Raw genomic sequence first — 10,405 nt, 5'->3', positions numbered from 1 at the left:
TCGTGGAGCGCGCGGAATATATCAGATTTTTTTCATGTTTTCCAGCTTCTTGCAGTCGTTTGCTGAAGTTTTCACACCACGAAGCACGAAGCTACACCGAACGAACCGGGGGCACCGGGGACCGGGGGCTGCCCCCCAGACCCCACCGGCCCCACCGGAAAAACGCGCACGTCGGAAGAACATCCGCCCGAATCAACCTTCGGAATCAAGTGAATATTCCCTCTTCGGCAGACACTACACCCTTTCCGAGGAGGAACAATGCTTACTTTCAGCTCTCTCGCCGATGTTGCACAGGCTCAACTTCCACCGAAACACCGCCGGGCAGTCACCCGCGCCGTTCGTAGCCTACTCGACGCCTACGGAGACGACTACCCCCCCGACGACTGCGGCTTTGTCGTCCTCGTCACGGAGAAGACAACAGATGCCGACGCACTGGAACTGATGGGACGACCATGGGCCGAGACGCGTCTGGAGGGGGCCATGGTCGACAAGGAAACAGGGTGTTTCCTGAGCTGCTGGCTTGCGAACAACCAGTACGGCCTGACACTGATCGTGCCCGACGAGAATTGGCTCGATCTTACCTTTCGTGCCCTTCTCATCGAAAAACTAGGAGTTACCAATGTCCACTGACCGGTTCGCCAACTTTCGCCGTCACTACTCTGACTCCGCGATGCACCGAAAGATGGGAAAACTGACTGATTCCCTACGGGAAGCTGTCATCATCCTGCTCCTGCTTCTCCGTGACCCTGACACCCCACCGATGGTAAAGCTGCTGATCGTCGGGGTGCTGGGGTACGTCATCTTCCCCTTCGACCTACTTCCCGATCCCATGCCGTTCGGCTTCACCGACGACTTTGCCGCCGTAACCAGCGTTCTTCTTTCACTACGCCAGCACATCTCTGAGGGACTGCGACAACAAGCGAAGAGGTGGCGGCCAAAGGTCAGCGTACAAGGAGAAAGACCATGAAGGTTCGTATCGACTTCCTCTCTTGGCGGTTGAGCAGCAAGCTCGTCGCCATCATTGAGCAAGAGCTGTCTGCCATGCCCACTGCTACCGGGATGGTTCTTTCCTTCCGCGACCCGAACTACTCACCCGAAACGGGCGGCTTTCATCGGGTGGAGGTTGCAGTCGCTCCTGACGGAAGCATCCAGTACGTGACCGACTTCGCCTACTACGGAAGCCTTCCCTACTGCGAGTTGGTCAAAGAGATCGACTTTGACTTCTCGCTCGGCCTCTTCCAGCACCTAGGGCGGGAGTTCCCTATCCAGGCAGTCCGGGAACTCTTCCGCCTCTGGGAGAGTAACTTTATCGCTTACTACGAGATGGGGGTCTACACCGTCTCGGCAGAACCCTTCTAGGAGGAGTGATATGGTACCTGAGGAAATCGTGACCACATTGTGCGGGAAGCTCCCCGACCCCAGCGAAGTCGTCTATGTCGTCACCATGCGTGACCTGTTGGCGGCAATCGTTCGGAGGCTGCGGGAAGATTCCCTGCGCCTAACCGTTGAAGACCTGCATCTGGCCCGAGACGAAGTGCAGGCGGTCTTTGGCCACTACCTGGATGAGCACGAGCTGTTGAATCTTGCCCTGGACCAGTGGGAGATAGTCCGGCACCTTTGACCACTCCCCCCTGATCTTCGGCACTAAACCACCCGCAAGACTTTCCTGCCTCGTAGCCTCCGAGGGAATCTTACCCGCCGCTTTTCTGCCCAAAACCCACTTACGGACCGTCAGCGGACCGTAGTTTTCAAGATTCTACGAACAATACCTTGTAGGACCTACCACAGCAGAAATCAACCAACGGACAACATGACCGGTGACCGGAAAACGGTCCTATGGGCGAAGGGAAACCTTCGCCCTTTTTGCGTCCCGGCGAAGGAGGAGACAGAGGATGCAACATGAAAGAGAAACCGCAACATCCAGGCAGTTCCGGTTCAGTCAGCGACAGATTGATGCACTCCCCCCCCATGACAGCGATTCACCTTCTGCCATGGCTGAGTACAGCGACACGGAGGTGGTCGGGCTGAAGCTGGCGGTGAGCAAGTCGGGCCGGAAGTACTTCTGGCACCGCTACCGCTTCCGGGGCAGGAAGAAGGCGCTCAAGCTGGGAGAGTACCCGAGTGTGAGCGTGCAGGATGCGCGACACATGGTCCATGAGCACAAGAACATGCTGGCCCGTGACCTAGACCCAGCCAATCAAAGACAGATCCGGCGGAACGTTCCCACTCTCTCGGAGTTTGCAGTGGAGACCTACCTCCCTTATGCCAAGCTACATAAGCGGTCGTGGAAGGATGATGAGTCCAAGATTCGTCGGGACATCAAGGCTACGATTGGTCGTATCCCGATCAACGAGATCACCACTGGAGACGTGATGAAATTGCACACAGCCATCGGCCTGAGGGCTGCTCCAGGGACTGCCAACCGCTACCTTGCCTTACTGTCTGGGATGTTCAAACTTGCCATTCAGAACGGGCTTGTGAAGGAAAACCCTGCGAGGGGTATCAAGAAGCTTCCAGAAGCTGACGCACGACAACGTTTTCTGTCAGGTGACGAACTGACTCGTTTTATCGTTGCAGTTAATGCGGAAGCTGGGAGGACGACAGCAAACGCCATCATCCTGCTGTTACTCACGGGACTCAGACGGATGGAGTTGTTCAGCCTCCGATGGAGTGATGTCAATCTCGACTCAGCTACAGCTTGGCTGACTAAGACAAAAGCTGGGCGCGGAAGGACAGTTGTACTCAACAGTGCAGCGCTGAACCTTCTGCTCAAGATGAAGGAACAAGCTGATCCTCACTGCCAATGGTTGTTTCCAGCTCGTCGAGGTGCTGGACACCTGGTGGACGTACGAAAGGCCATGGCCCGAGCGATGGCACTGGCTGGCATCTCAGACCTCCGCCCGCATGACCTACGCCGCTCGTTTGCCTCCTTGGCAGTGAACGCCGGTGTGGACCTTTACCAAGTCAAGGACTTGCTAGGACACTCCACTGTAGCGGTCACCCAGAAGGCTTACGCTCACCTGCAGCAGAACACCCTTCGCAGTGCAAGCGAGATTGTGGCCAAGACGGTAGGAGATGCGCAGGCGAAGTTGTTTCCGGACATAGCAGCTTAGAGGCAGGTGAAACGTGAAGGAAGTCCCATGCCCGGTGCATGGGGCTTTCGCGTACTTGGTCTACCAACAGGAGCTAGCCATGATAACTATAAGAAGCCTAAGGGATGTAAAGAAGATACCGGAGGGGCCACTGAGGAAGATCATGGAAGAAAAGGCGGCTCTCTGCCATGGCCATGACAAAATCCTTGTGCGCCGGATGGAGGAAGAGTTTGATAGCCTCCTTGGTGGCAACTGGTACGTGTTGGAAGAAGGAGATGATCCGAGGAAGGTATCCTTCGACGATTGCGGGTCAGTGGACTTGCTAGGCGAAGAGTGGAACTGGTGCGAAGTGGCAAACATGGAGGACGGCTACTTCTTCGTCTTCTGGAGCACCAACAACGCTGGCGGGCCTTGCCTGTTCGTGAGAGACGAGCCGTGGCTCTCTGCTGAGGTCAGAGCTAGATTGGAGGGTTTAGTGGCTTTGGGACACTAGCTACAAGGCCTGGCCCGTAGTTGGACCGAAGAGACAATAGTGCCCTTCCGCCTGGTGCGGAAGGGCAGTCTTTTTTTCTGGTGCTTGCGGCGAGTCTGACGAAGGTAAGTTCTTAAAATGAAAGGGCCTGACAATTTTGTCAGGCCCCTCTTTGTATGGCGCGCTCGGAGAGATTCGAACTCCCGACCTACGGATTCGTAGTCCGTTGCTCTATCCAGCTGAGCTACGAGCGCATGCTATGTCAACTGGCCTTGTAGTCGACCAGTGTGAAACCGTACTGCGGATGCTGAAACGCATGTGTGGCAGGGTAGAGCGAAAACAACCACCCCTTGTAGATCTCCTTCCCCTGCTCCCGGATCACCAGCTGTGCCGCGGGGTTGACCAAATCATTGGACTGGGAAGTAAGGGTGGTCCCTTCCATCACGAAATGCGGTAAAAACGTCTCCACCTTGAGCGTCAGATCCGACCCGGGAAGCTTGAAGTCGGAGCCTATGTCCAGGGTGTACACCTTCTTCAGGTGGGCGTTCTTGTCGGCGACCTCGATCTGCACCGCCTTCCACTTACCTTTCACCTGGTCCGGTATCACTACCGCGGAGGGAGCCTCGGCCACCTGAGGTACGGCTGCCGCCTGCTCAGTTTTTTCCTTCTCGTTGCACCCTGCTGCGAATCCGAGAGCGATGAAAGACAAAACCGTCAGTTTCATCAACCGCTTCAACACAACCTCCGGCGCTGCAAGAACCGCACTGCGTACTGCAAAAAAGTGGCGGAGAGCGAGGGATTCGAACCCTCGATACCGGTTTCCCAGTATACACGCTTAGCAGGCGTGCGCCTTCGACCTACTCGGCCAGCTCTCCGTTTCAACCTCTACTGCATTTGGTACTGCGATAAATCAATGGCGGAGGAAGTAGGATTCGAACCCACGGAACTTTCGTTCAACGGTTTTCAAGACCGCCGCCTTCAACCACTCGGCCATTCCTCCAAAGCCTAGCTGATGCGCTCCGCTCCGCCCATGTAGGGCCTGAGCACCTCGGGGATCAGCACCGAACCGTCCGCCTGCTGGTAGTTCTCCAGCACCGCAACCACGGTTCTTCCGACTGCGAGGCCCGAGCCGTTCAGCGTGTGGACAAATTCCGGCTTTGCCTTCTCGTCCGGGCGGAAACGGATTCCGGCCCGACGCGCCTGAAAATCTTCGAAACAGCTGCAGGAGGAAATCTCCCGGTAGCAGTTCTGACCCGGCAACCAGACCTCGATGTCGAAGGTCTTGGCGGCCGAAAAACCTATGTCGCCGGTGCACAGCTCAACGACCCGGTAAGGTATCTGCAGCCTGCGCAGCACCTCCTCGGCATTGCCGAGTAGCTTCTGCAACTCCTGGTAGGATTGCTCGGGGGTGGTGAACTTGACCAGCTCGACCTTGTTGAACTGATGCTGCCTGATCAGGCCGCGCGTGTCCTTGCCGTATGAACCGGCCTCCTTGCGGAAGCAGGGGGTGTAGGCACAGTACGAAATCGGCAGGTCCGATCCCTTGAGGATCTCGCCGCGATGTATGTTGGTGACCGGAACCTCAGCCGTGGGGATGAGAAAAAAATCGACCCCTTCCAGGTGGAAGAGATCTTCCTCAAACTTGGGCAGTTGGCCCGTACCGGTCATGCTGTCCCTGTTTACCATAAAGGGCGGCAGCATTTCAATATATTTATGCTCGCCGGTATGGAGGTCGAGCATGAAGTTGATCAGCGCCCTCTCCAGCCGCGCGCCGAGCCCCTTGTATAGCGTAAAACGTGCCCCGGTGAGCTTGGCGCCCCGCTCGAAGTCGAGGATGCCCAGGTTCTCGCCGATCTCCCAGTGCGGTTTCGGCTCGAAAGAATAGCTCGGGATCTCCCCTTCCAGGCGCACCACGACGTTGTCCGCTTCGGACTTGCCAACCGGGGTGGTCTCGTTGGGGATGTTGGGCACGGTGAGGAGGAATGCCTGCAGTTCCTCTTCCACGCCCTTCAGCTGCTCGTCGATCCCCTTGATCTGCTGGGAGACCTCGCGCATCTGGGCCTTCTTGTCGTCCGCCTGGCTCTTGTCCTTGAGACGGGCGATCTCTTCGGTGACCTTGTTGCGCAACGCTTTAAGCGTCTCGCTCTGCTGGAGCAGCTCGCGCCGGCTACCGTCAAGCTCCTTGAAGCGGGCGATATCGACTCCCTCGCCCCTGGTCTTCAACCGGGCTTCTACAGTCTCCAGGTTTTCGCGTAAGTATCTAGCGTCGAGCATGTATGCGCCTTTACTTTCAGATCACCAAAGCTATACTGTCTAACATTCAAATTTGGCTTAGTCAACTCTTTTTTTCGAGCGCCCACAGAATCCGCGCAGCCGCTGACAGGAGCAAAGCCATGGCCAGACTGTTCATAGCCATTGAATTACCTGATGACATCAAGGCCACCCTGTCATCGTTGGGCGCCGAAGTCCCGGGGCCGCGCTGGGTGCCCCCCGACCAGATTCACCTGACCCTGCGCTTCCTGGGGGACGTCCTGCCCCAGACCGGCGCGGTGCTGAAGCAGAAGCTTTCCGCCGTCAGCTTCACCTCCTTCCCGCTCACCCTGCGCGGGGTGGGCCACTTCCCGCCGCACGGCCACCCCAGGGTGCTCTGGGTCGGGCTGGACGAGTCCCGGCCGCTACTTACCCTGCAGCAGCAGATAGAATCCGCCGTGACCGGGGCCGGCATCCCCCCTGAGCAACGCGGCTTCTCGCCGCACATCACCCTGGCACGTATCAAGGAGAATGCCTCCGCCGAAGTCGCGCGCTTCGAGGCCACCCACCGTACCCTCAGCTTTCCCCCCTTCAACGTCGAAGAGTTCATCCTCTTCTCCAGCGTTCTCACTCCCAAGGGAGCCATCCACCGCAAGGAAGACATCTACCGCTGCAGCTGAATGAAAAACACGGATAACGGCAAAGGAGATGGCCGGGGCCGTCCGTGGTGCTGGCGCGCCGGGGGACGGTCGTAGTTCAATTTTTTGTCGAAGGGATCTGTTTACGGGGCGCCGGTGCCGGTCGTCCGGTCACCAGTGCGGGGGCGGGAAAAGGGCCGGCCCGGCGAGGAGATCCCCACCGGGCCGGGTTGAGGTTTAGAAGAGTTTGAGTACGGACTGCGCTGCCTGCGAAGACATGGAGAGCGAGGTGGTGCCCAAGCTCTGGCGAGTCTGCAGCATCAGCATGTTGGCGCCTTCCTGGTTCATATCGGCCAGAGTCAGGTTGTCGGCGCCGGTTTGCAGCGTGCTGATCATGCTGTCGGTAAAGGTCTGGCGGGTGGTGATGATGTTCAGGTTTGCCGCCAGGGTCTGGGTGTTGCTCCTCAACGTGGAGATCGCGGTGTCCATCTTGGCCGTGTCGGTAGTGATATCCGAGTTGGTGGCCCACGCGGCGCTGGCGCCGGTGAGGCTCAGGCCTGTGGCGTTGGCCAGGAAGCCGACCACGTTGAGGCTGGAGCTCGCGTCCTCGTTGAAGTTCACCGTCAGAGTGTTGGTCGAGCTCAGCAGGTTCAGACCACGGTACCCGGAATCGGACGAGATGTTGTCGATCTGGCTCCGGATGGTGTCGTACTGCGTTGCCAGTTTGGACCTGGTCCCGGTGTCGCTGGTAGAGAGTGCGGACTGGGCGATACCTTTGGCGGCGTTGATCAGGCCGGTGATGGCCGTGATGCCCGCGTTGGAGGCGCCAACCGTCTGCACCGCCTCGGCCATACCGTCCTTGCGGTCGGACAGGTCGCTGGCGCGCTGGTTCGCATTCTGCGCTGCAAAATAGTTCGTCGGGTTGTCCAGGGCGCTGTTGACCTGCTTGCCGGAAGAGAGCCTCTGCTGGGTCCTGTTCAGGAGCTGGCTGGTCTGTTGGAGATTGAGGAGGTTGGTCCTCATTCCTGCTGTTAAAGAGATATCGCTGGTTGACATGGTGTTTCCCCCTTCTGGTTTTTGGTCCCGGCGTTCTTGCCGGTTTTTTGTACTGCGGCCGATAGGGAGACCCTGTTTTCACCATGCGTGCCGTTTTTGAGCTGGACGCGCGGGCGCACCCTTTCCCTGCGCGGATCCGGCTGCGGCGGTGACGCGGCAATCACGATGACAACTCGTATTATTTCAAACGGTTACCGAGTGCGGGCAGGGCACGGTGGATGCGGGTAAAGGCGGGGAAAAAAATTTGGCCGGGGCTGTCAAGGGGCGGCACGCGAGTGGCCCGGACCGTGGAGTCGGGAGAGAAGTCAAAAATCCGTCGCGGCGTTGCCGGCATCCGCCGCGGCGCTGTCAAAAATAATGAAGACGGCCCGGCGGCGCAGCCAATGAAAGAGAAGCTACTCCGACCGGAGCCGGTAACCGACACCCGCCTCGGTGAGGATATAGCGGGGACGCGAGGCGTCGGATTCGATCTTGCGCCTTAGGTTACTGATGTTGACCCGCAGGACGTGAGGCTGCTCCAGGTAGGCGACGCCCCAGATCTGCCTGAGGATCTGGCTGTGGGTGAGCACCTTGCCGGCATGGGTCACCAGCATCCGGAGCAGTTCGTACTCCGTGGGCGTCAGCTGCACCTCTTCGCCGCGCACGCTCACCCTGCGGTGCGGCAGGTCCACCCGGAGTTCGCCCGACTGGAACACCGGCTCCGGCGCCTGCTGCAGCGAGCGTCGCAGCGCCACCTTGATCCGGGCCAGCAGTTCGCCGATGCCGAAGGGCTTGGTGAGGTAATCGTCGGCACCGGAATCGAGCGCCTGCACCTTCTCGGCCTCGCGCTCGCGCACCGAAATGACGATGATGGGGACCTGGGACCACTCGCGCACGCGCCGGATCACCTCGATGCCGTCCAGGTCGGGGAGCCCCAGGTCCAGGAGGATGACGTCGGGGCGCACCGCCACCGCAGCGGCCAGGCCGGCATGCGCGGTGTCGGCGAGGTGGACGGAATAGTCGCCGGTATCGAGCGCCGTCTTCAGGAAACGCTGGATGGCCACCTCGTCGTCGATCACCAGCACCCGCGGCAGGTTGCTCTTTGCTTCCTCACCCTTCATCGACTCTCCCTTCTGCCGCGACACCAAGCGGCACCTCCACCACGATTCTCAATCCCTTTCCCTCCCGGTTCTCCGCCCGGATGGCGCCGCCATGCGCCTCGACGATGCCGCGGCAGATGGAAAGCCCGAGCCCGGTACCGCCGACGACCTCGGGGACCGGCGTGCGGTAGAACTTCTCGAAGATGCGCGGCAGGTCCGCCTCGGGGACGCCCGCCCCCCGGTCCGCCACGCCGAGCACCAGCCGCTCTCCCGCCACGTCGGCCGCAATCTCCAGTTCCCCGCCGGCTGCGGCATGCTTGAGGGCATTGTCCAGCAGGTTCACCAGCACCTGGAGCATCAGCACGAAGTCCAGGGAGACCAGGGGGAGCTCCGGGGCCAGCCGCACCGACACCGCGACGCCGGCCAGGCGCGGCTCCACCGTGGCCAGCGCCGTCCCGATCAGGTCCTGCACGTCGCACGGCTCCTTCTTCAATTGCAGCACGCCGGCTTCCAGGCGGGTCATGTCCAGCAGGTTGCCGACGAAGCGGTTCAGGCGCGCGGCCTCCTCTCGTGCCGTTTCGAGCAGTTCCGCGCGGGACCCGCTGTTCAGCTTGTCCCCCTCTTCCAGCACCGCGCTCAGCGCGCCGGTTATGGCGGTGAGCGGCGTGCGCAGGTCGTGGGAAATCGAGTTGAGCAGGGCCCGCTCCAGGTTCTCGCGCTCCTTGAGGAGGCGCGTCTCCTGTGCCTGCTGCAGCAGGCGCAGCCGCTCCAGCGCCATGGCGATCTGCGCGGCGTAGGCGTTCAACAGCCGATGCAGCTCCTCCGGGTGGAGGATGTCATCCTCGTCGAGCCGCAGGACCAGCACCCCGTGGGTCTCCAGCAATGCCTTGAGCGGGACGTAGGTGAGAGGGTCGCCAGCGTGGGCATCGGTCCCCGCTCCCGCCATGCGCCGGCTGTGCAAGGCCCAGCGTGCCACTTTCAGCCGGTCCGGCTCCGGGGCAAATCCATCGCTCCCCGCCGCCAGTTCCAGCTCACCCTCCCGGGCCAGGAGTACCGCCACCTCCCCGCCCAGGCTCTGTTGGATATTATCGACCGCGGCCTTGACCAGCGCAGCGTTGTCGGTAGCGGCCGCGAGATCGCGGCTCAGGTGGTACAGGCTGGTGGTCTGCCGTTCGCTCACCCTGAGCGCGTCGAGCCTTTCCCGCGCCTTGGCCACCAGCGAACTGATCACCAGGCCGACCGTGAACAGGGCGAAGAAGGTCATCAGGTACTCCTTCTCCTCGACGCTGAAGGAGAAGCGGGGCGGGACGAAGAAGAAGTCGAAGGCGAGCACGCCCAGCAAGGCGCTCAGCATGGCGGGGCGCCGCCCCAGGAAGAGCGCCGCCAGGACCACCACCAGCAGGTAGCCCATGACCATGTTCACCGGCGAGAGGTAGGGGCGGGCCTGGTTGCAGATAAGCGTCGCCGCCGCGACCATGGCTATGGCGGCGCAGTAACCGACGGCGCCCAGGTCGCGGATGCCGGTAAGGCGCTCCCGGAAGGATCCCCCGATTAATGTGGACTTCCCCTCATTCACACTCATGTGTCGAATCTAGCAAGACCATGGAATATTACAAGCGGTTTGTGGGGCAGGGATGGTCAGCGCGGGGTGCAGGCCGCTCTGGTTGGCCTGTCGGCGCAATGACAGGAGACGCCGCGACGGGGGCGCGGGTGATCTTGATATTTTCTTGATGCTTTCGCACCCCATTTTGATCCTGCCTTTACAGGCAAAGATCTAAGGTGGAATCAGGAAAAATCCAGCCAGTGCGGGAGAGGCGC

The 10,405-nt window shown here is 60.2% G+C and carries 12 protein-coding genes and 3 tRNA genes; 7 read left to right on the top strand and 8 right to left on the bottom strand.

What is annotated here, in order from left to right; all coding sequences use genetic code 11:
* Positions 1–258 precede the first annotated feature (258 nt).
* From H7687_RS01220 to H7687_RS01195, 6 genes are all read left to right on the top strand, one after another.
* Entirely contained in the window at positions 259–630 is a 372-nt protein-coding gene (locus tag H7687_RS01220) for a hypothetical protein (RefSeq protein WP_183344255.1), read from the top strand.
* Positions 620–967, top strand: coding sequence for a YkvA family protein (locus H7687_RS01215; protein ID WP_183344253.1), 348 nt, complete (start codon positions 620–622; stop codon positions 965–967). Before H7687_RS01220 ends, H7687_RS01215 begins: the two co-directional genes overlap by 11 nt.
* Positions 964–1,359, top strand: coding sequence for a DUF2787 family protein (locus tag H7687_RS01210; RefSeq protein WP_183344252.1), 396 nt, complete (start codon positions 964–966; stop codon positions 1,357–1,359). The genes H7687_RS01215 and H7687_RS01210 overlap by 4 nt, the downstream gene beginning before the upstream one ends.
* Before the next feature lie 10 nt (positions 1,360–1,369).
* Positions 1,370–1,621 (top strand): hypothetical protein, encoded by a 252-nt coding sequence (locus H7687_RS01205; protein ID WP_183344250.1) that lies wholly within the window; start codon positions 1,370–1,372, stop codon positions 1,619–1,621.
* Positions 1,622–1,892: 271 nt separating this feature from the next.
* Positions 1,893–3,113, top strand: a complete 1,221-nt coding sequence (locus H7687_RS01200; protein ID WP_183344248.1) for a tyrosine-type recombinase/integrase — start codon at positions 1,893–1,895, stop codon at positions 3,111–3,113.
* A gap of 79 nt (positions 3,114–3,192) precedes the next feature.
* Positions 3,193–3,585 carry a hypothetical protein gene (locus tag H7687_RS01195; protein ID WP_183344246.1) on the top strand — a complete coding sequence of 131 codons (393 nt, stop codon included), beginning with the start codon at positions 3,193–3,195 and terminating at the stop codon, positions 3,583–3,585.
* 156 nt (positions 3,586–3,741) lie between these two features.
* Here the strand turns inward: H7687_RS01195 and H7687_RS01190 are convergent.
* The 5 genes from H7687_RS01190 to serS form a co-directional block, all read right to left on the bottom strand.
* Positions 3,742–3,818, bottom strand: a tRNA-Arg gene (locus H7687_RS01190).
* An 8-nt stretch (positions 3,819–3,826) separates the two neighbouring features.
* Positions 3,827–4,300, bottom strand: a complete 474-nt coding sequence (locus H7687_RS01185) for a DUF2155 domain-containing protein (RefSeq protein ID WP_183344244.1) — start codon at positions 4,298–4,300, stop codon at positions 3,827–3,829.
* Positions 4,301–4,346: 46 nt separating this feature from the next.
* A tRNA-Ser gene (locus tag H7687_RS01180) sits at positions 4,347–4,439 on the bottom strand.
* 39 nt (positions 4,440–4,478) lie between these two features.
* Positions 4,479–4,564 (bottom strand) — tRNA-Ser (locus tag H7687_RS01175).
* 5 nt (positions 4,565–4,569) lie between these two features.
* On the bottom strand, positions 4,570–5,838 hold the full coding sequence (gene serS, locus H7687_RS01170) for a serine--tRNA ligase (protein ID WP_183344242.1): 1,269 nt from the start codon (positions 5,836–5,838) through the stop codon (positions 4,570–4,572).
* 119 nt (positions 5,839–5,957) lie between these two features.
* Here serS and thpR point away from each other — a divergent pair, with 119 nt between their 5' ends.
* Positions 5,958–6,494 carry an RNA 2',3'-cyclic phosphodiesterase gene (gene thpR / locus H7687_RS01165; RefSeq protein WP_183344240.1) on the top strand — a complete coding sequence of 179 codons (537 nt, stop codon included), beginning with the start codon at positions 5,958–5,960 and terminating at the stop codon, positions 6,492–6,494.
* Positions 6,495–6,689: 195 nt separating this feature from the next.
* Here thpR and H7687_RS01160 read toward each other — a convergent pair whose 3' ends face one another.
* From H7687_RS01160 to H7687_RS01150, 3 genes are all read right to left on the bottom strand, one after another.
* Positions 6,690–7,508 carry a flagellin N-terminal helical domain-containing protein gene (locus H7687_RS01160; RefSeq protein ID WP_183344238.1) on the bottom strand — a complete coding sequence of 273 codons (819 nt, stop codon included), beginning with the start codon at positions 7,506–7,508 and terminating at the stop codon, positions 6,690–6,692.
* A 395-nt stretch (positions 7,509–7,903) separates the two neighbouring features.
* Positions 7,904–8,608, bottom strand: coding sequence for a response regulator (locus H7687_RS01155; protein ID WP_183344236.1), 705 nt, complete (start codon positions 8,606–8,608; stop codon positions 7,904–7,906).
* A complete protein-coding gene (locus H7687_RS01150; RefSeq protein ID WP_183344234.1) occupies positions 8,598–10,169 on the bottom strand; it encodes a DUF4118 domain-containing protein in 1,572 nt (523 codons plus the stop codon). Before H7687_RS01150 ends, H7687_RS01155 begins: the two co-directional genes overlap by 11 nt.
* Positions 10,170–10,405 lie beyond the last annotated feature (236 nt).

Origin of the sequence: Geomonas paludis (assembly GCF_014193585.1) — a bacterium.
Classification (GTDB): Bacteria; Desulfobacterota; Desulfuromonadia; order Geobacterales; family Geobacteraceae; genus Geomonas; species Geomonas paludis.
This window is presented reverse-complemented; position numbering and strand designations above follow the sequence as displayed.

Coding starts and splice junctions, on each gene's coding strand:
- H7687_RS01220 (WP_183344255.1), top strand. CDS start 259: ATGCTTACTTTCAGCTCTCTCGCCGATGTTGCACAGGCTCAACTTCCA.
- H7687_RS01215 (WP_183344253.1), top strand. CDS start 620: ATGTCCACTGACCGGTTCGCCAACTTTCGCCGTCACTACTCTGACTCC.
- H7687_RS01210 (WP_183344252.1), top strand. CDS start 964: ATGAAGGTTCGTATCGACTTCCTCTCTTGGCGGTTGAGCAGCAAGCTC.
- H7687_RS01205 (WP_183344250.1), top strand. CDS start 1,370: ATGGTACCTGAGGAAATCGTGACCACATTGTGCGGGAAGCTCCCCGAC.
- H7687_RS01200 (WP_183344248.1), top strand. CDS start 1,893: ATGCAACATGAAAGAGAAACCGCAACATCCAGGCAGTTCCGGTTCAGT.
- H7687_RS01195 (WP_183344246.1), top strand. CDS start 3,193: ATGATAACTATAAGAAGCCTAAGGGATGTAAAGAAGATACCGGAGGGG.
- serS (WP_183344242.1), bottom strand. CDS start 5,838: ATGCTCGACGCTAGATACTTACGCGAAAACCTGGAGACTGTAGAAGCC.
- thpR (WP_183344240.1), top strand. CDS start 5,958: ATGGCCAGACTGTTCATAGCCATTGAATTACCTGATGACATCAAGGCC.
- H7687_RS01160 (WP_183344238.1), bottom strand. CDS start 7,508: ATGTCAACCAGCGATATCTCTTTAACAGCAGGAATGAGGACCAACCTC.
- H7687_RS01155 (WP_183344236.1), bottom strand. CDS start 8,608: ATGAAGGGTGAGGAAGCAAAGAGCAACCTGCCGCGGGTGCTGGTGATC.
- H7687_RS01150 (WP_183344234.1), bottom strand. CDS start 10,169: ATGAGTGTGAATGAGGGGAAGTCCACATTAATCGGGGGATCCTTCCGG.